Below are 21364 nucleotides of genomic sequence, written 5' to 3' on the forward strand. Positions count from 1 at the left end.
ATCGGGAGGTCAACGTCGCGGCGGTTCGGCCGCGGGCACGGCCATCGCCGAAGGCACCAGCAGCACCGCGACCACCAGCAGCGAGTGCAGCGTGCCGAAGTGGTCGCCGAGGTAGCCGAGCAGCGGCGGCCCGGCCAGGAACGCGGTGTAGCCGATCGTGGAGACCACGCTGACCCGCGCGGCGGCCCGCTCCGGGTCGTCGGCGGCGGCGCTCATGCCGACCGGGAAGCCCAGCGAGGCACCCAGCCCCCAGATCGCCGCGCCCAGCACCGCCAGCGGCAGCCACGGCGCGAACACCACCAGCAGCACTCCGACCAGCGCGGTGGCCATGGTCGCCCAGATCACCGGCTGCCTGCCGAAGCGGTCCAGCAGGCCGGTGCCGAGGGTGCGGCCCGCGGTCATCGCGCTCAGGAACACCGCGAAACCGACCGCGCCGAGCCAGGCGGGCGCGTCGTAGCCGTCCACCAGCGCCACCGCGAGCCAGTCGTTGGCGGTGCCTTCGGTCAGCGCCAGCGCCAGCACCATCAGCCCGATGACCAGCGTCCGCGGCTCGATCCACGCGCGCATCGACGGCCGGGAACCGGACTGCTGCTCGGAGTGCGCGGGCAGGAATCCCGGCGCGGCGCTCGCGGCCGAAGCGGCCGCGAAGATCGCGGCGATGATCAGGTGCACCCACAGCGGCACGCCGACGGCCGCCGCGGCCGCTCCGACCATCGCGCCCACGACGGTGCCGAAGCTGAACATGGCGTGGAACCGCGGCATGATCGTGCGCCCGAGCCCGTGCTCCACGGCCGCGCCCTCGACGTTCATCGCCACGTCCCACACGCCGATGCCCAGTCCGAACACCACCAGCCCCAGACCGGTGAGCCAGTACTGGCCTGCGGCCGCCGCGATCCCCGCCCCGGCGAGGCCGAACGCGTTGACCACCGCGGCGCCGGTGACGGTCGAGGTCGCACCGAACCGGCGGACCAGCGCACCCGCCAGCGGCATGGCAGCCAGCGAGCCCAGCGAGATGCCCAGCAGCAGTCCGCCGAGCTGGCCGGGCGCGATGCCCAGCGCGTCGCGCGCTTCGGGGATGCGCGCGGTCCAGCTCGCCATCGCGAACCCGTTGAAGGCGAACACGGCCGCGACCGCGTTGCGGGCGCGCAGGACGGTCGGCCGGGTGGCTCGGGATTGCACGGGCACAGACATCCCTCACGGATCGAAACGATTCGACCAAGATCCGGCCGATAGTATTCAGCCGGTCACCGCACCGGTCAAGGGAGAGCGCATGTCCCGTTCGCGAAGCCCTCGCCCGACGCTGTCGAGGGTCGCCGCGACCGCAGGCGTTTCGCAGTCGACGGCCTCGCTGGTGTTCTCCGGCGCGGGCCCGGTCTCGGCCGAGACCCGGCGCCGGGTGCTCGACGCCGCCGCCGAGGTCGGCTACACCGGGCCGAATCCGCTGGCGCGCTCGCTGCGGCAAGGTCGTTCCGGCATCGTCGGCGTGCTGATCGGGGAGCGGTTGCTCTACGCCTTCCGCGATCCCGTGGCGGTGGCGTTGCTGGACGGGCTCACCGAAGAACTCGCGCCCGCCGGTTTCGCGCTGCTGCTGCTCTCCGGCAGCAGCGGCCGGGTCGGTCCCTCGCCGGAGCAGGTGGCGAGCACTCCGCTGGACGCCGTGGTCGTGGAAAGTTGCGGCGGGAGGGACGAGCCGGCGCTGACCGCGCTGCAGAACCGCGGTGTGCCGCTGGTCGTGGTGGAAGGCCCGCAGGTCCCGGACGTGCCCAGCGTGCACATCGACAACCACGGCGCCTCCGCCGAACTCACCCGGCACCTGCTGGAGCTCGGGCATCGCCGGATCAGCGTCGTGACGCTTCCGCTGCGCCAGCCCGGGATGCACAGCGGGTGGCTCACCGATGCGCACCAGGAACTGGCCAGCGCGCCCATCTGCCTGGACCGGTTGCGCGGCGTGGAGGAGGCGGCCGGGCGCCGCGTCCCGGCGTTCGAGGCGGGCAGCGGACTGATCGAGGACGGCTTGCGCGCCGGGCACGAAGTCCTCGCCGCCGAGCCGCGCCCGACCGCGGTCGTGGCGCAGAGCGACCTGCTCGCGGTCGGGGTCATCCAGGCCGCGCGGGAACGTGGCCTTCGGGTGCCGGAAGACCTCAGCGTGGTGGGCTTCGACGGGATCGACACCCCGTGGCTGTCGCCGCTGCGGCTGACCACGGTGGAACAGCCGATGACCGGCAAGGGCCGGGCCGCCGGGCGGATGGTCGTGGAGCTGCTCTCCGGCGGCGATCCCGGTGGCGAGCGGATGCCGACGACCGTGCGGGCGGGCACCACCTCGGCCCCGGCTCCCGAGCTCCTCGATGAGTGAACGGACCGTCCGGCCAATCTGGTGGGACGACCAGGCCGTTCACTCCGGGAGCGCCGCCGGAGCGCGAGGTGCGCGCGTCGGCACGCCTCGATCTTGCGAGCGAACGGACCGCTGGTCCCGATAGATCGGGCGAGGGGACCGTTCGCTCGGAGAACAGCTGCGTGGAACTCCGGGTCAAGATCACGTCGCGGAGCCGCCACGTGCGCCGACTACCCTCGGAAGGAGCAACGCCTCCGCGGGAAAGGAGCACGAGCCGGTGCGCAAGGTGAAGGACCTCACCGGGCCCGGGATCACCGACCACTTCGGGATCGGGGGCACCGACCTGGGTGTGATGGAGGTCGCGCCGGACGGGCGGCTGGTGTCGGTGTTCGGCGACACCTTCGAGGCCGCCGGGGTCGGCGGGCCGGGCTGGCGCTCCCCGGTGGTGCTGTTCGGGGACGCGCGCACCGCGACGGCGGGCATCGGCTGGACCGGCTCGATCGGCCCGAAGCCCTACGCGGAGCAGGCGCTGCCGTACCAGCACGACACGATCATCCACGGGCGGCGGGTCACCACCGTGCTGCCGACCGACCTGATCACCATCGGCAACGAGATGTACCTGCACGTGATGGTGTGCGAAGGCATCGGCAACGTGCACTGGACCGAGATCCACCGCTCCACCGACAACGGCGAGAGCTGGCAGCACACCGGCGCGACCTGGCCCGGTGACCTGCACGGCGGGCTGTTCCAGATGCTGACCTGGGGACTCGGCGACGACGGCTGGGTCTACGCGTTCACCACCGGTTTCCGCCGCGACCAGGGGTTGATGCTGCACCGGGTGCCCGCGCAGCGGATCGCCGAGCCCGCCGCGTGGGAGGGCTGGGGCTTCCGGGACGGCGTGTGGGCCTGGGGCAACCCGCCGACGATCGCGCTCACCGGCGCGTACGGGGAGTTGTGCCTGCGGCCGCTGGGCGGGCGCTGGCTGCTGTCGTTCTTCGACGCGGGGAACTACCGGATCGACGTGATGAACCTCGACGTGCCGACGACGAATCTCTACGAGGCCCCGCGCGAAACGGCGCTGCACGGCACCTCGTGGTGGCGGGAGAACCACGGGCGCGGACGGGTCGCGCAGCTCTACGGCGCCTACATCGTTCCGGGGTCCACTTTGGACGATCTGCACCTGGTGGTGAGCCAGTGGAACACCAAGAAGAACTGGCCGTACAAGTCGATGCAGTTCGCCGGGAGCGCGCCCGCGGCGCGATGAGCTCGCGGTGATCGGCGGCCTCCGCGTCCGGGGCCGCCCTGCCGTCGCGGCCGCGTTGACGGCGGACGATCTGCTGCTCGGGCCGTCGGTTGTGCATGGAAGTCGCGCACCTGACGAGCAGGTGTGGTCGGATCGACTACCCAGAAAGTGATATCACTATGCTACGTTATAGCTAGTTGATCGCTACGGGAGGAGTGCCATGACCGCCGTGCAGGAACGCGAGGTCGAAATGCCCGAACCGCCGGTGCGCGAGCGTCCGGCGTTCGAGCTGTCCGGAGCGTTGATGGCCACGCTCGGCGTGGTGCTGCTGCTCGCCGGAGCCGGCGTCTTGGTCGTCGGCATGGGCCTGGAGAACGCACCGGTGTTGATCGCGGGCGCGGCGCTCCTGGTGATCGCGGCGGTGCTGCTGAGCGGCCTGATCGCCGTGGCTCCCGGTGAAGCGCGGGTGCTGCAATTCCTCGGCCGCTACACGGGAACCGTGCGCCGAACCGGGTTGTGCTGGGTGAACCCGTTCAGCAGCAAGACGAAGATCTCCACGCGGATCCGCAACCACGAGACCGCGGTGATGAAGGTCAACGACTCCGACGGCAATCCGATCGAGATCGCCGCGGTCGTGGTGTGGCAGGTCGCCGACACCGCTCAGGCGTCGTTCGCGGTGGACAGCTTCGTCGAGTTCGTCGAGACGCAGACCGAGACCGCGGTGCGGCACATCGCCACCAGCTACCCCTACGACGGCGACGGCGCGCACGGCTACTCGCTGCGGCAGAACGCCGACGAGATCACCGGGAAGCTCTCCGCGGAGATCGCCGCCCGGGTCGAGGCCGCCGGGGTGCAGGTCGTCGAATCCCGCCTCACCAACCTCGCCTACGCGCCGGAGATCGCGCAGGCCATGTTGCAACGCCAGCAGGCGGGCGCGGTGGTCGCCGCGCGGCAGCAGATCGTGCAGGGCGCGGTCGGAATGGTCGATCTGGCGCTGCAGCGGCTGTCCGAGCAGGAGGTCGTCGAACTCGACGAGGAGCGCAAGGCGGCCATGGTCAGCAACCTGATGGTGGTGCTCTGCGGCGACACGCAGCCGGTGGTCAACACGGGCTCGCTCTACCACTGAGATCCTCCTCGTGGAGCCCGCACGAGCTTGTGCCGTGGCTCTCCGCGACTGCGGGGCCGCTTGCACCACCCATGCAATCCGGCACACCGCGGGTTCTCAGACGTCTTCGCGGAGGACAGCTCAGCCGGGCGTTGCTTGCGCCCGCAGCCTGAACCGACCACCTGCGCAAAACGAGCTACCGAGGTGTTCGTGGCCGAACGCAAGAGTTTCCTGCTGCGCCTGGATCCGGCGCTGCACGACGCATTGGCCCGCTGGGCGCAGGACGAGCTGCGCAGCACGAACGCGCAGATCGAGTTCCTGCTGCGGCGGGCGTTGGCCGACGCCGGGCGGCTGCCCGAGAACTCGGGAAAGCCCGCCCGGCGCGGCCGGCCGCGCAAGGACGCGCCGGAGTGATCAGTCCGGACTGATCAGTACAGGGTCTCCACGGCGGCCTTGGTGAACGGGATCATGTCGGTTGCGCGGTCTTGCAGGACCTTGTCCGCCCACTCCGGGTCGGCCAGCAGCGCGCGGCCGATCGCGACCAGGTCGAACTCGTCGCGCTCCATGCGTTCCAGCAGCCCTTCCACGCTGGCAACCCCGGCGCTCGAGCCGGCCAGCGACTCGGGCGTGAAGACGCTGTCGAGCCCGACCGAGCCGACCGTGATCACCGGTTTGCCGGTGACCTTCTTGGTCCACCCGGCGATGTTCAGGTCCGAGCCGGTGTCGGCGAACTCCGGCTCCCAGTAGCGGCGCCCGGAGGCGTGGAAGGCGTCCACCCCGGCTTCGGCCAGCGGGCTGAGCACCGCTTGCAGCTGCTCCGGGGTTTCGGCGAGCTTGGCGTCGTAGTTGTCCGACTTCCACTGCGAGAACCGCAGCACCACGGGGAAGTCCGCGGACACCTGCTCGCGGACCGCGGCCACGATGTCGGCGGCGAACTTGGTGCGCGAGACCGGGTCGCCGCCGAAGGAGTCGGTGCGCCGGTTGGTGCGCTCCCACAGGAACGCGTCGATCAGGTAGCCGTGCGCGCCGTGCAGTTCGACGCCGTCGAAGCCGATCCGCTCGGCTTCCCGCGCGGCGTCCGCGAACGCGGTGACGAGCTGGTCGATGTCGGACAGCGTGAGGGTGTCACCGGCGCTGCTGCCGTCCAGGCCGATGCCGGACGGCCCGACGACGGGTGCTTCCGGGAACGGCGGCGCGCCCGCTCGGCGCTGCACGCCGACGTGCCACAGCTGCGGCATGATCTTGCCGCCCGCCGCGTGCACGTCCTGCACGACGCGGCTCCAGCCCGCGAGCTGCTGCTCGCCGTGGAAGCGGGGGATCTCGCCGCTGAAACCGGCGGAGGGGTGGTCCACGTAGGTCCCCTCGGTGATGATCAAGCCGGTGCCCGCGGCGGCGCGGCGGGCGTAGTAGGCCGCCACGTCTTCGCCCGCGACGCCGCCGGGGGAGAACATGCGGGTCATCGGCGCCATCACGATCCGGTTCGGCAATTCGGCCGAGCCCAGCGTGAACGGGCGGGCCAGGGCCTGTGCTGCGCGGGTGGTCAAGGCGGTCTCCTGCCGTGCGATCGAAGTGTGCACAACAAAGGTACATTTCATGAGCCGAAGTGTGACTGTGACGGTTGCTATTCTTGGTCGGGCGGCGTCGGGTACGCTTCGCCGCCGATCCGCGGGAGGGGTGTCGAACGTGCTGGACATCAGGTTCTCCAGCGCGCTGCAGGCGATGCTGGCGCTCGCGGTCGCGGCCGAAGAGGACTCCCCGGTGCTCAGCTCCGCCCAGCTCGCCGAGATGCTGGACACCAACCCCAGCTTGGTCCGCAAGATGCTGGCGCCGCTGGTGCACGACGGGCTCGTGGTGTGCACGAAGGGGCGCTCGGGCGGCAGCAGGCTCGCGCGCCCTGCCGAGGAGATCACGCTGGCCGAGATCTACCGGTGCGCCGTTGGCGACAAGCCGCTCTGGGCCTGCCGCCCGGAGGGTGAGCACGCGTGCCTGGTGACGGCGAATGCCGCCGAGTACTTCGCCGGACTGACCGCGGATGCCGAGCAGGCGGTGCTCGGCTCGCTCGGCGACCGCACGCTCGCCGGTGGGGTGCGGGAGCTGCGCAGACTCGATCGGGGGCCGGAGCGGCAGGGCTGAGCCGTCTGTCCACAGTGGTCTTACCCGTGCCGTCGCGCGGACGCTTGCCCTGTGCGTGGTGAGGGCGCAGCGGCGGCGGTGCCGACACGCCGGGGTGTGTCGGCGACGATCCGTTCAGTGCTCCGCCCGCATTTCCATGCGCTGCACGAATGATCGTTCCGGTGCGGATTCACCGCCGCGCGGAGATCGGCCCGATCGTGCGGTGCTATGGCGAAAACCCGTCCAAGGCGACAAATCCGGTGATCATGCCGGTATAACGGGAGAAGCGGTCGCCACGCCGGACTCCCCGCGGATTCGGCGGTGCCCGCGCCCCTCCGCCGAACTGACCAGGACGGGAACCACCATGCAAGTGACCGAAGGCAGCCGTATTCCGGTGGCGCTGACCGTCAACGGGACCGGCCACGACCTCGAACTCGACGCGCGGGTCACGCTGCTCGACGCGCTGCGCGACCGCCTCGGCCTGACCGGGACGAAGAAGGGCTGCGACCAGGGCGCGTGCGGTGCCTGCACGGTCGCGGTCGACGGCAACCGGGTGCTGTCCTGCCTGACCCTGGCCGCGCAGTGCGACGGCCGCGAAGTCCGCACCGTGGAAGGGCTGGGCGCGGGCGGTGCGCCGCATCCGGTGCAGGAAGCGTTCGTGCGCCACGACGCCTTCCAGTGCGGCTATTGCACCCCCGGGCAGGTCATGTCCGCGGTGTGCCTGCTGGAGGAAGGCCGCACCGGCTCGGACGAGGAGGTCCGCGAGCAGATGAGCGGCAACCTCTGCCGCTGCGGCGCCTACTCCGGCATCGTGGCCGCGATCCGGGAGGTGGCCGGCGATGCGTGAGTTCTCCTACCTGCGTCCGTCCAATGTGGACGAGGCGGTGGCCGTCGCCCAGGACGGCGACGCGGCCTACCTGGCGGGCGGGACCACTCAGCTGGACCTGATGAAGGACGGCGTACTCGCGCCGGGCAAGCTCATCGACGTCTCCCGGCTCCCGCTGCGCGGCGTGCGCCGCGAGGGCGATGCGGTGCGGGTGGGTGCGATGACCACGATGGGCGAGCTCGCCGCCGACCCGCTGGTCGTCGAACGCGCGCCGGTCGTGTCCGAAGCGCTGTTGGCCAGTGCTTCGCCGCAGCTGCGGAACATGGCGACCATCGGCGGGAATCTGTTGCAGCGCACCCGTTGCCGCTACTTCCGCGACCCGGCGGTGAGCGCGTGCAACAAGCGCTCACCGGGCAGCGGCTGCGCCGCGGTCAGCGGCGGCGCGCGGATGCACGCCATCCTCGGTGCCGGGCCGGACTGCATCGCCGTGCACGGCTCGGACCTCGCCGTGGCGTTGACCGCGCTCGACGCGGCGGTGCGGGCGCACGGTCCGGAAGGCGAGCGGACCGTGCCGCTGACCGAGTTCTACCGCGAGCCGGGCGCGACGCCGGACGTGGAGACGGCGCTGCGCGACGGCGAGCTCATCACCGGTGTCGACCTCCCGCTGCCTGCGGCGGGCGTGCGGTCCGGTTACCTGAAGGTGCGCGACCGGGCTTCTTACGAGTTCGCGCTCACCTCGGCCGCGGTCGCGCTCACCCTGGACGGCAACGTGATCAGCGAGGCGCGCATCGCGCTCGGCGGTGTCGGCACGGTGCCGTGGCGGGCACGCGCGGCGGAGGACGCGCTGCGCGGCAAGGAGTCCACAACGGACAACTTCCGCGCCGCGGCGGAGGCCGCGGTCCGCGATCCGTTCACGGTCGCGGGCACCGAGTTCAAGGTCGAATTGGCCAAACGGACCCTCGTGCGCGCGCTGCGCACCGTGGCGGCGAGCTAGGAAGGCGTGCCATGACTGAGTTTTCCCGCCGCACGGCATTGCGCACGGGGGTGTTGGTGGCAGGTGCCGGAGCGCTCGCGCCCGGCGTGCTCGCCCCGGGCGCGGCTTCCACCGCGCTCGCCGAACCACCGGCGCCGCCCGAGCCGCCGCTGATCGGCACCGGGAGGGACCGGGTCGACGGCTCCCGGAAGGTCGCCGGTGCCGCGAACTACCCGAACGACGCGGCCGAACCGGGCACCGCGCACGCCGCGCTGGCCTGCGCCACCATCGCCGCGGGCCGGATCACCGCCATCGACACCGGCGAGGCCGCAGCCGCCCCCGGCGTCCTCGGCGTGTTCACGCACCGCAACGCGCCGAAACTGACACGCGCGGAAGGCGAGCCACCGGCACCGCTGCAGGACGACCGGATCCGGCACCACGGCCAATACCTCGCGGTCGTCGTCGCCGACACCCCCGAGCAGGCCACGGCCGCCGCGGGGTTGATCCACGTCGAATACGCCCCGGCCGACCCGGTGGTGGAGATCGACGACCCGGCCGCGGTCCGCGAACCCGCAGCCGAGGACGTGTCCCGCGGCGACGTTCCCGGCGCGCTGGCTCGCGCGGAAGTGCGCTACGAGGCCGAATTCACCACCCCGGCGAACACGCACAACCCGATGGGCCTGTTCAGCGCAGTCGCCAAGTGGGACGGCCCGCGGCTGACCGTGCACACCAACACCCAAGGCCCGTCGGCGATGAGCTCCTCGCTGGCCGCGGTGTTCGGGCTGGCGCCGGAAGCGGTCACGGTGCTGGCGCCGTACGTCGGCGGCGGGTTCGGTTCCGGGCTGCGGACCTGGCCGCACGTGAGCCTCGCCGCGCTCGCGGCGCGCGAGCTGCGGCGGCCGGTCAAACTCGTGCTAACCCGCCCGCAGATGTTCACCGGCGTCGGCCACCGCACCGGCACGGTGCAGCAGCTGCGGCTCGGCGCGAACCGGGACGGCGAGCTGCTGGCGATCGAGCACCGCTCGACCCAGACCGCCGCGGTGGACGACGACAACGCCGACTCGGTGACCGGGGTATCGGTGCACCGCTACGCCTGCGCGAACGTCTTCGCCGGTGAGCAGCGGGTGCGACTGAACATTCCCGGCCCGTGCTCGATGCGCGCGCCCGGCGAGGCGCAGGGCGGTTTCGCGCTGGAATGCGCGATCGACGAACTGGCGCACCGGCTCGGCATGGATCCGATCGAGCTGCGGTTGCGCAACTTCGCCGAGAACGACCCGGAAAGCGGGTTGCCGTGGTCCAGCAACGGCCTGCGCGAGTGCTACCGGCGCGGTGCGGAGTTGTTCGGCTGGTCCGCGCGCCGCGCGGCACCCGGCTCGACGCGCGACGGCGACTGCCTGATCGGGCACGGCGTGGCGGGCGCGTCCTTCCCCTGGTTCGGGCTGCCCTGCCGGGCCGAGGCGACGGTGCGCGCGGACGGTTCCGGCCTGGTGCGCAGTTCGACCACGGACATCGGCACGGGCACGCACACCGTGATGACCCAGCTGGCCGCGCAGCGCCTCGGCATCGCGGACGCGCGTTTCGAACTCGGCGACTCGCGGCTGCCGCAAGCCTCGCTGGCAGGCGGGTCCGGGCTGACCGGTTCATTGGGCGCCGCGGTCGACGCGGCGGTGCGCGGGGTGTGGCAGTCGCTGCTGGATCTGGTGGCCGACGACCCGGCATCGCCGCTGCGCGGGTTGCGGGCCGACCAGCTCACCGCCACCGACGGGCGGCTGCACGCGATCGGCGATCCGGCGCGCGGTGAGCCGTATTCGGCGATCCTGCGCAGGCACGACCGATCCGAGGTGACCGCGCCCGGCGCGTTCGACCCGTCGCAGCAGCAGGACGGGACGATGAGCCGCGCGGGTGCGTTCGGTGCGCAGTTCGTCGAGGTCCGGGTGGACACCGACCTCGGGCTGATCCGGGTGGCGCGGATCGTCTCGGCCATCGACGGCGCGCGGATCGTGAACGAGAAGACCGCGCGCAGCCAGATCCTCGGTGGGGCGGTCGGCGGGCTGGGCATGGCGCTGTTCGAGGACACCGCCACCGACCCGGGCACAGGGCGGATCACCAACGCGACGCTGGCCGACTACCTGGTGCCGGTCAACGGCGACGTCCCGGACCACGAGGTGGTCTTCGCCGGAGCACCGGACCGGTTCAACCCGCTGGGCATCAAGGGCGTCGGCGAGGTCGGACTCACCGGCATCGCACCGGCGGTGGCGAACGCGGTGTTCAACGCGACCGGCAAGCGCATCCGCTCGCTGCCGATCACCCTGGACAAGCTCATGTGAGCGGGGACCGGCCCGGTCGCTCTCGTCGATGCGCGCTCGCCGATGTGGCAGCACCGGGCCGGATTCCGGTCATTCGCTCGGGTTGAACTCGATCTCGTCGGGCTTGGCCTTGCCGAGGTTGTCCTCGAAGGCCCCGTCGGAGATGCCCAGGCTGGCGGAGCCGAAGTCCGCGCCGGTGAGCTTGTCCCGGACCCCGTCGGGGAAGTTGTCCCAGCTCACCAGGCCCGGGTACTGCCAGGTGCCCTGGTGGTTCTCCGGCTGCTCGTCGGCATTGGCCAGCCGGAACGCGTGCGTGCCCGCACCGTCCTTGTGATAAACGATCTTGGGGTGGTTGCCTTCCCAGGACACCTGATCGCGCGGGTAGGTGGAGTAGTCGCCGTGCGCCGAGGTCGAGACGTACTCGGGTTGCCCGTTGTTGACCCACACCACGACGTGCTCGATGTCGTGCCGGTGCCCGAAGGCGTCGACCCCTTCGACCGCCTGGTCCTTCTCGAAGTACAGGTCGTAGAGGTAGGCGCACCAGCCGTTGGCGTTGCACTTGGCGCGCACGTAGGAATTCGTGTTGTCCAAATCGGACTCGTCGTGGCAGTTGCCGTTGAGCGCACCGGACGGTTCGAGCCCTTCGGCGGGCGTGCCGTCCGGTCCGATGGCGGGGGTGGGGTAGCAGCCGTCGCCGTCGTAGTCGAACGCAGGCTGGAACTCGCCGTCCGGGTCGGCGACGCTGCTCGGCAACGCCTGCGGTGGATCGGCCAGCGCCACCGACGGCGTGGCGAGCACCAGCACGCCGGCGCCGACCAGCGAACGGAAGGCGAAAGAAATCTTGGGTCGTCGTTTCGGACGCGCGCGGCGCTGCTGCGAGGTCATAACGAGGGGAACCTCCCTGTCGGGCCGGAGTGACCCGCCGCAGCATAATGGCCGGAACCGGAAATTCCAGGGTGCACTTCGGAATTTTCCGGGCGCATTCACGGGGGATTCACCGGTGGTGCCGTTCAGCGCACCTCAACGCATTCTGGGAATTGCGGGAAAAGCGGATTTCACCGGGCGGCGGGGCGCCCGTCCGGGTCGATGATCGCGCGACCCACCGGCGAGCCCCACGCGCGCGTCAGCGCGGAGGTCTCCGGCCGCGTGTGCCGCCGCAGCCGTCCCTGCGGGCGCACTCCGCGGCGGCCCTCGTCGTGCCAGCGTTCCAAGTCGGCAGCGCAATACCGCAACGTCTCGATGCCCTGCCCGGGATCGGCCAGGTCGGTGCCGTCATCGTCCCGGCCCAGGTGCTCGAGCCACAGGCGCCGCCGCAGGTCAGCGGCGAAGGAGTGGCCCGGTTCGGACACCACCGCGGCGTTGAGCTCCGAATCGTAAGTCCACGAGCGGCGGTTGAGGTTCGCCGAACCGACCGTGGCCCACACGTCGTCGACCACGCACACCTTGGAATGCACGTAGATCGGCACCCCCGCCGGGTGTTCCAGTTCGTAGAGATCGACCCGGTCACCACCGGCCGCGCGCAGCAGGTCGACCGCCTTGCCCCGGGCGACGTCGCTGGCCGCGACCTGCACTTTGCCTTCCTTGTCCGGGCGGCTGGCGAGCACCGCGATCAGCCGCAGGCGGGGTTCGCTGCGGAGCGCGGCCGCGAACGCCTCGGCGACCATCGGCGACCAGAGGAACTGGTCTTCGACGTAGATGAAATGCCGGGCTTTGCGCAGCGCTTTCAGGTACCCGTGCGCGACGCTGCGTTCGCCGCGAGGTGCGAAGGGATAGGACGGCATCTTGTTCGGGTAGGTCCGCAGCAGTTGCACGGAATGCGACCCGCACCGCGGCGGCGCGGGCTGCTGAGCGGGCAGCTCCGCGGTGCTCGACGCCGTGCGGCCGCGCCGCGGTAGCCGGAACGGGATGCGCCGCAGCGATGCCGAGTCGTTCCACCGTTCCCGGAACCCGTGCTCGACCTCGGCGACGGCGGGGCCGCGCATTTCGAGATGAACGTCGTGCCAGGCGGGTCGTTCGCCGTAGACGCGTGCGATCGACTGCTGCACCTGCGGATCGCCGTCGTGGTCCTGGTCGTCGTAGCGGCTGGGGCAGGGGTCGATGCCGCCGATGAAAGCGACGTCGTCCTGCGGACGGCCGGGCCGGCGCACCACCAGGAATTTCTGGTGGTGCGAGCCCGCCGCGCGCACCCGCTGGTCCAGCACCGCCGAGGCCCCGAGGCTGCGCAGCAGCGCGGCGAAATCCCGGTTCTCCGGGACGAAGTCCTTGCGAACGTCCAGGTAGGGACACCAGAACAGTCCGTGCACGCGAACCCCGGCGAGCAGTGCCCGCGCGAACATTCCGGCGATGGAGGTTCCGGACGCACCGAAGGTCTCGTCGGGGGTTCCGGTCCAGGCCGCGAAGTAGATCTCGTCGCCGGGGCCGAGACCGGCCAGCACTTCGCGCAGCCGGTGGAAGTACTCGACCCCGTCGATCAACGGTCGCACCAGGTTGCCCCGGGACCAGGCCATGTCGCCGCGGTCGAGTCCGGTGGCCGGGTTGTCGCGCTCGCGGCGGGTCAGCAGCCACTTCTCCGCGTCGTGCACGTGCTCGCCTTCCCGCACCGGGCACTTCGGCCCACCTGTCGATTTCCACCCACAGGTGATCTCCCAGTGCGGCGTGCGCGAAACGCGTGCGGCGCGGAAATTTGCGAACGGACTAGCCCGGTGGGGTTGATCCGTAGCGCTGCCGCTGCGTGGCTTCGGGATCGAGCAGTGGCGAGCGCGCCAGCAGCACGGTGCCGATCGCGATGAGCACAGCTCCGGCCACCACGCCGATCAGGAACACCCCCTGCCTGGATTGCTCGCCGAACACCACCAGCCCCCACACCACGGAGGTCAGCGGGTTCATCAGCGTGAAGCCCGGCTGCGAGGCGGCGAGGTTGCCCGCCTGCAACGAGTTCTGCAGCAGGAAGAACGAGATCGGCGCGAGCACCGCCACCCCGTAGGTCTGCCACGTGGTCAAAAGCGGCGCACCCCGCTCCACGGCCGCACCGACACCGGCGATGAGCGAGGAGTTCAGCCCGAACGTGACGCCGGTGGCCACGCCCAGCATCGCGGCGCGGTGCTCGAGCCTGCTGCGATATCCGCCCACGACGAGCGCCGCGATGATCGCGGCCGTGATCGCGATGCCCAGCGCCCAGGTCCCCGCGGAAACCGCGGACGGATTGCCGCCGGTCGGCGACAGCGTGCCCACGAACAACGCGAGCCCGGCCGATTGCAGCAGGATCGCCCACAGCACCGCGCGGGGCAGCGGCGCGCGGAACACCCACGAGGCCAGCAGCAGGGTGAACGGCAGTTCGGTCACCAGCAGCGGCTGCACCAGCGAAATCCGGGACACCGAGATCGACACGGCGTGCAGCAGGAACCCGAAGATCATCGTGCAGATGCCGAGGAACCACACCGGGCGCCGTGCCAGGTCCCACATCATCTGCCAGGAGAACCCGGCGGATTCGGGCTCCTCCTTGGCGGCCCGCCGCTGCAACACGGACGCGGCGGCGTTGAGAAACGCCGCCACGACCATCAGCAGGACACCGAGCACGGTCCCGGGCTACCCACCACGCGAGGCGCTACCACCGCCTGCCGGTGTTCGGAGCCTCCCGGCGAGGGGATGACCAGTGAGCAACACCGCGCCCGCCGCGGCCGGAGCTCGTCGTGCCGCGCGCGAGCCGGCAGCTCAGCTCGCCCGGTCGGCTATGCGTTGTTCCAGTTCGGAGACCGTGTCCTCGAACGCAGCGTCGACCCGTTCGGTGTCACCGGTGGTGAGCAGGTCGGCGAACAGGCCCCGCATGCAGGCGAGCAGGGACGTCGCGGCGGTCTGGGCTTGGGGCTCCGGATACCCGTGGCGGACCAGACCGGCCGCGATCAGGTCGGTCCGCCGCCGCATCGACGCAGCGATGGTCTTGGCCAGCGCCGGATCGCCGTACATGGCCTGGCCCGTGATCGCCAGGAACAACCGGACGTAGCGTCGGCCGCTTTCGGCGGTCGCCCTGCGCCAGATCACCCGCAGCGGGTCCGGGTCGCCGGGCGGCAGGTCGGGGACGGTGAGGATGTCGGCCAGCACGCGCTGCACGATCTCGGCCACCAGCCGGTCCTTGGACTCGAAGTGGTGCACCAGCGTCGCGTGGCTGACCCCGGCCGACTGCGCGACCTTGCGCAGCGACAGGTCGTCGAGGCCGTGGTCGAGCGCGTGCTCCGTGGCGGCGTCGAGCACCTCGCCGTACCGGTGCTGGAAGCGCAGCTTTCGGCCGTCCACGCGTTCGGTCATCCCGTCAGGCTAGTCGCCGGAAAACTAGATTGACCGATTGGTAGAGGCACTTTAGGCTCAGCCGGGTCCGGAGGTCCGGCGCCGGCAGCGCCCGGAATCCGGCGTGGCAGGGCGATCGGGCCCGGCGCGTTCCGGCTCGCTCGGCAGGCCAAGCGCAGTTCCGCAACGGACACATCCGCGCACCCGGATCCCCGGGCGCCTTCTGCGAAGGGCGACACATGACAACAGCGCTGTCCACGCATCCGTCCCGATTACGACGCGCACTGATCGTCACCACCGCCGTGCTGGGGCTGCTCACGAGCAGCGTCACGCTGGCCCGGGCCGCCGAGCCGGCCACCATCCACGGACCGGCGCCGACCGAGGAAAGCATCACCGCGCCGACCGGCCCGTTCGAGATCGACCGCGAGACCGTGCCGCGCAGCACCGTCGAGGGCTTCGGGGGCGGGACGATCTACTACCCGACCGACACCTCCGAGGGGACGTTCTCCGCGGTGACCATCGCCCCGGGATACACCGCCGGCCAGGAGACCCTCGCCTGGCTCGGACCGCGACTGGCCTCGCAGGGGTTCGTGGTGTTCACCATCGACACGATCACGACGAGCGACCGGCCGGATTCCCGCGCCGAGCAGCTGGCGGCCTCGCTGGACTACCTCACCGGCAGCAGCGAGGTGCAGGATCGGATCGACCCGGCCCGGCTCGGCGTGATGGGCCATTCGATGGGCGGCGGCGGCGCGCTGCAGGCCGCGCTGGACGACCCCGGCCTCAAGGCGGCGATCCCGATGACCCCGTGGAACACGGTCAAGGATTTCTCCGGGGTGCGAACCCCGACGATGATCATCGGTGCGCAGAACGACACCGTCGCACCGGTCGCCCAGCACTCCGAGCCCTTCTACGAGAGCCTGCCGGACGACCCCGGCAAGGCCTACCTGGAACTGGCCGGGGCGAGCCACTTCGCACCCAACAGGGACGACACCACGATCGCCAAGTCCAGCATCGCCTGGCTCAAGCGGTTCCTGGACGACGACACCCGCTACGACCGGTTCCTGTGCCCGCCGCCGCAGGACCCCGAGATCTCCGATTACCGGGCGACCTGTCCGTACTGACCCGGTCGGCCGCCGCGCGTTCCGGGTGCACCGATCGAACGGCTCCGGCGAGTGCGCAACAACCGGCCGCCGTTCGCCCGCACCGGCGTGCGGCGGCCGGTCGGCCCACGTTCACCGGCCTGCACGGTCCCCGGCCGACCGGCTTCGCCGCGCTCGCGGGTGCGCCGCGGCGCCGGTTCGCGCGGATCGTCCTGTTCGGACACCCGTGCCGCGGGGCGACCTCCCGACCGGCAGGCACGCACGCCGAATTTCGTTTTGCCGCAAGGCATCGGAGGCCATCGGGTAGCGGTCGCCGGACGGTCCGGATCGCACGCGGCGGGACACCGCGTCGTGCCGTTGCCGGATCTGCGAGCGCGGGATGGCCGGAAGCACGAGATCGATCCGACCCAAAGTGCTACCCGCGGCGGCCGGTGAGTCGATCCGCCGGCCCGCACCGGCCGGTGATCATCGTGGTGTGGATGCAACGACCATTGCTTTGAACCGGAACTCCGTTCAACCGTCCCCGCCGACCGCCCGGCTCGTCGGGCTGGACGTGGCCCGCGCGCTCGCCGTGTTCGGCATGTTCGCGGCGCACACCATGTCGGGCGGCTGGTTGTTCAGCCTGGTCGAAGGCCGGGCGGCCGCGCTGTTCGCGGTGCTGGCCGGCGTGTCGATCGCCCTGCTCAGCGGCGGTTCGCAGCCGTACACCGGGGACCGGATGCGGATGTCGCGGGTGCGCATCGCCGTGCGCGCGGTGCTGCTGTTCGTGCTCGGGTTGGCGCTGACCAGCCTGCAGACACCCGCGATGGTCATCCTGTCCTTCTACGGCGTGCTGTTCCTGGTCAGCATCCCGCTGTTGCGGGTGCGCAGTACCACCTTGGCGGTACTGGCCGCGGTGTTCGCGATCGGCGGCCCGTTGCTGTCGTTCGTGCTGCGCCAGGGCATCGAGACGAACATGATCGGCTACGTTCCCAGCTTCGGCGACTTCGGCTCGGGCACGGGACTTTGGACCCTGTTGCACAGCCTGCTGCTCACCGGTGCCTACCCGGTGCTGACCTGGTTGCCGTTCGTGCTGGTCGGGATGGCACTGGGCAGGCTCGACCTGCGTGCCATGCGGGGCAAGATCGTGGTGCTCGGTGCGGGGCTCGGCGTGCTCGGGTACGGCGCTTCGTGGCTGGCGATGAACGTGTTCGGCGTCCGCGAATCGCTGCTGGCGATCCTTCCGCCCGGACTCCCGCCGCAGTTGCTGGACATCGTGATGAGCTCCAGCTACGGGCACGTGCCCACCACCAGCGCGTTGTGGTTGTTCTCCAGCGGTGCGCACAGCGGCACGCCGTTCGAGATCGTCGGTGCTTCGGGAGTGGCGATGGCGGTGCTCGGGCTGTGCCTGTTCGCCGAACGGCTGCGCGGGGCGTTGACGCCGTTGGCGTCGGTCGGCGCGCTCGCGCTGACTGCCTACGCCGGGCACCTGCTGGCGCTCAAGGCGTTCGGCGTGAAGCAGCTGCAGGAGGTGATGAGCAGCGGGTACAGCTACCTGCCGTGGCTGGTGCTGGTGGCCGTGACGCTGGTGTTCTGCACCGCGTGGCGCAAGCTGCTTGGGCGCGGCCCGCTGGAATGGGTGCTGCACCAGGCGTCGATCGCACCGGCGCGGATGTCGCGCAGCTGAACGGAGTTCCCCGCACGACCGAAAAGCAACGGCCGGAGAGCACATCGCTCTCCGGCCGTTCGTCGTGGAAACCTGCGGCCTGCGGGGTCACGCCGGAACCCCGAGGACCGGGCGGCGAACCGCCTCAGAGCCCCTGGGCCAGCCGGTTCGCCAGCAGCGAGGTGAACTTCGCCGGGTCCTGCAGCTCGCCGCCCTCGGCCAGCAGCGCCATGCCGTGCACCAGCTGCGCGGTCTCGACCAGCTCGGGCTTGTCACCGTCCGAGTCGTAGGACGCCCGCAGCCCGCTCACCAGCGGGTGCGCCGGGTTCAGCTCCAGGATCCGCTTGACCGGCGGCAGCTGCTGCCCCATCGCCCGGTACATCTTCTCCAGCGTCGGCGTCATGTCGGTGGAGTCGCCGACGATGCAGGCCGGGGACGTGCTCAACCGGTGCGAGAGCCGGACTTCCTTGACCTCGTCCTGCAACGTGGTGCTCATCCAGGACAGCAGGTCGGCGAAGTCGTTGCGCTGCTGCTCGGCGTCCTCGGAGTTCTCGTCGAGGTCCACGTCGCCCTTGGTGACCGACTGGAACGGCTTGCCGTCGAACTCGGTGACCGACTCGACCCACATCTCGTCGACCGGGTCGGTCAGCAGCAGCACCTCCAGGCCCTTGTCCCGGAACGCCTCGATGTGCGGGGAGTTCTCCACCTTGTCCCGGGAAGCACCGGTGATGTAGTAGATGCTGTCCTGGCCCTCGGGCATCCGCTCGACGTATTCGCGCAGCGTCGTCTGCTCGCTGGCGTCCCTGGTCGATTCGAACGACGCGATGTCCAGGATCAGCTGCGCGTTGTCCGGATCGTTGACCAGACCTTCCTTGAGCGCCTGGCCGAACTGGCCCCAGAACTTGCCGTACTTCTCCCGATCCGTCTCCTGCATCTCCTGGATCGTGGTCAGCACCCGCTTGACCAGCCGCCGCCGCATCATCTGGATCCGGCGGTCCTGCTGCAGGATCTCGCGGGAAACGTTCAGCGACAGGTCCTGCGCGTCGACCACGCCCTTGACGAAGCGCAGGTACTCCGGCATTAGCTCTTCGCAGTCGTCCATGATGAACACGCGCTTGACGTAGAGCTGCACGCCGCGCTTCTGGTCCCGCATGAACAGGTCGAACGGCGCGTTCGCCGGCAGGAACAGCAGCGCCTGGTACTCGAAGGTGCCTTCGGCCCGCAGGTGCACGGTCTCCAGCGGGGCGGCCCAGTCGTGGCTGATGTGCTTGTAGAACTCGGTGTATTCCTCCTGGGCGACCTCCTCCTTGGGGCGCGCCCACAGGGCCTTCATCGAGTTCACGGTCTGCAGCTCGCGGGTCGGCTCACCCTCGGCGCTGGGCTGCTCCACCTCCATCCGGATCGGCCAGGAGATGAAGTCCGAGTAGCGCTTGACGATCCGGGTCAGCGTCGCGGAGTCGGTGTAGTCCAGCAGCCGGTCGTCCTGGTCCTCCTGCTTGAGGTGCAGGGTGACCGAGGTGCCCTGCGGGGCGTCGTCGACCTGCTCGATGGTGTAGGTGTCCTCGCCGGTGGACTCCCAGCGGGTCGCGGTGTCCTCGCCCGCCTTGCGGGTCACCAGCGTGACCTTGTCGGCGACCATGAAGCTGGAGTAGAAGCCGAGCCCGAACTGCCCGATCAGCTCCTGGGCGTCCGCGGCGTCGGAGGTCTCGCCGAGCTTCTCCAGCAGTTCGGCGGTGCCCGACTTGGCGATGGTGCCGATCAGCTCGCGGACCTCGTCGCGCGACATCCCGATGCCGTTGTCCCGGACGGTCAGGGTGCGCTGCTCCCGGTCGGCTTCCAGCAGGACGTGCAGGTCCGAGGTGTCGACCGCCAGCTCCTTGTCCTGGAACGCGGACAGCCGCAGCTTGTCCAGCGCGTCCGAGGAGTTGGAGATCAGTTCCCGCAGGAAGACGTCCTTGTTCGAGTAGATCGCGTGGATCACCAGCTGGAGCAGCTTGCGCGACTCCGCTTGGAACTCGGCCGTCTCCACCTGTGTGCTCATTGAGTCCCCTCTCTGACCTGTGACTTCCCGGATCTTGCAAACGGGGAGTGCTGCCTCGCCCCGGCGGGCCAGGTTACTGACCGGGGCACATCTCGGATCCGGCCCCTCCGCAGATCCATCGGCGTCCACTGTGGAATGCGGGGTGCCGCGGGCGCGGCCGGCGGCTGTGATCTCGGACTCCGGATCACGCGCGCTCTTGGCAATACTGGGACGATTCGGGCAAAATCTGCATCCGAGGGGAGTACTTCACTAGGCAGGCCCGGTCAGTACGGACACCCGGCGGTGTTCCCGGGCGGCCGCCCGCCAGCGGGTGAAGGAGACCTCGGACCTTATTTCGAGGAGGCCCGTTGTCCCCGGTCCTGGCGCAGGCGCAGTCGATCGGCTCACCATCCCTGTGGGGCGTGAGCATCGTGGTGCTGCTGGTCCTGCTGGTGGCGGATTTCGTCGTGACCCGCCGCCCGCACGAGGTGCGGCTGCGCGAAGCGGTCGGCTGGTCGATCTTCTACCTGCTGCTTCCGGTGGTGTTCGGGCTCGGCCTGTGGGCCTGGTTCGGCGGCCCGCAGGCGCTGGAGTTCCTGACCGGCTTCGTGGTGGAGAAGTCGCTGTCGGTCGACAACCTGTTCGTGTTCATGCTGCTGCTGACCGGCTTCGCGGTGCCCGCCGCGTTGCAGCAGCGCGTCCTGCTCTACGGGATCGTCGGTGCGCTGGTGCTGCGCGGCGTGTTCATCGCTGCGGGCGCGGCGCTGCTGCAGGCCGGGACGTGGGCGTTCCTGGTGTTCGGCGCGATCCTGTTCCTCACCGCGGTGAAGATCATGCGGGAGGCGGTCAAGGGCTCGGACTTCGGCATCGACGTCTCCGAGATGCGTTCGGTGCGGCTGTTGCGCAAGTGGATGCCGGTCACCGAGGACTACCGCGAGGCGAAGCTGACCGTGCGCGAAGGCGGCAGGCGCGCGCTGACGCCGCTGGCGGTCGTGGTGGTCGCGGTGTTCGCCACGGACGTGGTCTTCGCGGTCGACTCGGTTCCCGCCGTCTACGGCATCACCGAGGACCCGTACCTGGTGTTCACCACCAACGCCTTCGCGCTGCTGGGCCTGCGGGCGCTGTACTTCGTGCTGCACGCGGCGCTGGCCAAGCTCGCCCACCTCAACCACGGCTTGGCGATCATCCTCGGCTTCATCGGCGTGAAGCTGGTGCTGCACTGGGCGCACGGCGTCTGGCCCGCGGTGCCGGAGATCCCGACGCTGCTGTCGCTCGGCGTGATCATCGTGGTGCTGGCGACCGTGACGGTGACCAGCCTCGCCGTCCGCCGCCGCGAAGCGGCCTCCGACTCGCACTGAGCGAGGCGTCCGAGGTGCCCGGCTGCCGCCGTCCGCGCGCTGCCGGGCATCGGGCGTCGC

The 21364-nt window shown here is 70.6% G+C and carries 18 protein-coding genes; 11 read left to right on the top strand and 7 right to left on the bottom strand.

What is annotated here, in order from left to right:
- Positions 1-9 precede the first annotated feature (9 nt).
- Positions 10-1185: an MFS transporter gene (locus tag INP57_RS22420; RefSeq protein WP_200072281.1), complete on the bottom strand. Its 1176-nt coding sequence runs from the start codon at positions 1183-1185 to the stop codon at positions 10-12.
- Positions 1186-1270: 85 nt separating this feature from the next.
- Here INP57_RS22420 and INP57_RS22425 point away from each other — a divergent pair, with 85 nt between their 5' ends.
- From INP57_RS22425 to INP57_RS22440, 4 genes are all read left to right on the top strand, one after another.
- Positions 1271-2353 (top strand): LacI family DNA-binding transcriptional regulator, encoded by a 1083-nt coding sequence (locus tag INP57_RS22425; RefSeq protein WP_200072282.1) that lies wholly within the window; start codon positions 1271-1273, stop codon positions 2351-2353.
- 256 nt (positions 2354-2609) lie between these two features.
- A complete protein-coding gene (locus tag INP57_RS22430; RefSeq protein WP_200072283.1) occupies positions 2610-3596 on the top strand; it encodes a glycoside hydrolase family 183 protein in 987 nt (328 codons plus the stop codon).
- Positions 3597-3795: 199 nt separating this feature from the next.
- Positions 3796-4701: an SPFH domain-containing protein gene (locus tag INP57_RS22435; protein ID WP_200072284.1), complete on the top strand. Its 906-nt coding sequence runs from the start codon at positions 3796-3798 to the stop codon at positions 4699-4701.
- Between the two features lie 135 nt (positions 4702-4836).
- Complete coding sequence (locus INP57_RS22440) at positions 4837-5094, top strand: type II toxin-antitoxin system antitoxin (protein WP_200072285.1); 258 nt, start codon at positions 4837-4839, stop codon at positions 5092-5094.
- A gap of 14 nt (positions 5095-5108) precedes the next feature.
- Here INP57_RS22440 and INP57_RS22445 read toward each other — a convergent pair whose 3' ends face one another.
- The gene (locus tag INP57_RS22445; RefSeq protein WP_233628066.1) at positions 5109-6224 is read right to left on the bottom strand and encodes an NADH:flavin oxidoreductase; all 1116 of its coding nucleotides are present in this window, start codon (positions 6222-6224) and stop codon (positions 5109-5111) included.
- A 130-nt stretch (positions 6225-6354) separates the two neighbouring features.
- Between INP57_RS22445 and INP57_RS22450 the strand changes: the two genes are divergently transcribed.
- From INP57_RS22450 to INP57_RS22465, 4 genes are all read left to right on the top strand, one after another.
- Positions 6355-6813, top strand: a complete 459-nt coding sequence (locus INP57_RS22450; RefSeq protein WP_307850215.1) for an RrF2 family transcriptional regulator — start codon at positions 6355-6357, stop codon at positions 6811-6813.
- Between the two features lie 343 nt (positions 6814-7156).
- Positions 7157-7639, top strand: coding sequence for a (2Fe-2S)-binding protein (locus tag INP57_RS22455; protein WP_200072288.1), 483 nt, complete (start codon positions 7157-7159; stop codon positions 7637-7639).
- On the top strand, positions 7632-8612 hold the full coding sequence (locus tag INP57_RS22460) for an FAD binding domain-containing protein (RefSeq protein ID WP_200072289.1): 981 nt from the start codon (positions 7632-7634) through the stop codon (positions 8610-8612). The genes INP57_RS22455 and INP57_RS22460 overlap by 8 nt, the downstream gene beginning before the upstream one ends.
- Before the next feature lie 11 nt (positions 8613-8623).
- Positions 8624-10918: a xanthine dehydrogenase family protein molybdopterin-binding subunit gene (locus INP57_RS22465; protein WP_200072290.1), complete on the top strand. Its 2295-nt coding sequence runs from the start codon at positions 8624-8626 to the stop codon at positions 10916-10918.
- A gap of 69 nt (positions 10919-10987) precedes the next feature.
- On the opposite strand, the gene INP57_RS22470 is transcribed toward INP57_RS22465, so the two are convergent.
- From INP57_RS22470 to INP57_RS22485, 4 genes are all read right to left on the bottom strand, one after another.
- Entirely contained in the window at positions 10988-11782 is a 795-nt protein-coding gene (locus INP57_RS22470) for an NPP1 family protein (protein WP_200072291.1), read from the bottom strand.
- Positions 11783-11952: 170 nt separating this feature from the next.
- Positions 11953-13497 (bottom strand): phospholipase D family protein, encoded by a 1545-nt coding sequence (locus tag INP57_RS22475; protein WP_307850216.1) that lies wholly within the window; start codon positions 13495-13497, stop codon positions 11953-11955.
- Between the two features lie 94 nt (positions 13498-13591).
- Complete coding sequence (locus INP57_RS22480; RefSeq protein WP_200072292.1) at positions 13592-14473, bottom strand: DMT family transporter; 882 nt, start codon at positions 14471-14473, stop codon at positions 13592-13594.
- Between the two features lie 135 nt (positions 14474-14608).
- Positions 14609-15199, bottom strand: a complete 591-nt coding sequence (locus INP57_RS22485; RefSeq protein WP_200072293.1) for a TetR/AcrR family transcriptional regulator — start codon at positions 15197-15199, stop codon at positions 14609-14611.
- 218 nt (positions 15200-15417) lie between these two features.
- Between INP57_RS22485 and INP57_RS22490 the strand changes: the two genes are divergently transcribed.
- Together INP57_RS22490 and INP57_RS22495 are read left to right on the top strand one after the other, a co-directional pair.
- Positions 15418-16302, top strand: a complete 885-nt coding sequence (locus tag INP57_RS22490; protein WP_200072294.1) for an alpha/beta hydrolase family protein — start codon at positions 15418-15420, stop codon at positions 16300-16302.
- 454 nt (positions 16303-16756) lie between these two features.
- Positions 16757-17947: a DUF418 domain-containing protein gene (locus INP57_RS22495; protein ID WP_307850218.1), complete on the top strand. Its 1191-nt coding sequence runs from the start codon at positions 16757-16759 to the stop codon at positions 17945-17947.
- Between the two features lie 124 nt (positions 17948-18071).
- Here INP57_RS22495 and htpG read toward each other — a convergent pair whose 3' ends face one another.
- Positions 18072-19967: a molecular chaperone HtpG gene (gene htpG, locus INP57_RS22500; RefSeq protein WP_200072296.1), complete on the bottom strand. Its 1896-nt coding sequence runs from the start codon at positions 19965-19967 to the stop codon at positions 18072-18074.
- 347 nt (positions 19968-20314) lie between these two features.
- On the opposite strand from htpG, the gene INP57_RS22505 reads away from it, so the two are divergent.
- Positions 20315-21304 carry a TerC/Alx family metal homeostasis membrane protein gene (locus INP57_RS22505; RefSeq protein ID WP_200072297.1) on the top strand — a complete coding sequence of 330 codons (990 nt, stop codon included), beginning with the start codon at positions 20315-20317 and terminating at the stop codon, positions 21302-21304.
- The last annotated feature ends 60 nt before the right edge of the window (positions 21305-21364 follow it).

The sequence above is a fragment of the Saccharopolyspora galaxeae genome (genome assembly GCF_016526145.1).
Classification (GTDB): domain Bacteria; phylum Actinomycetota; class Actinomycetes; order Mycobacteriales; family Pseudonocardiaceae; genus Saccharopolyspora_C; species Saccharopolyspora_C galaxeae.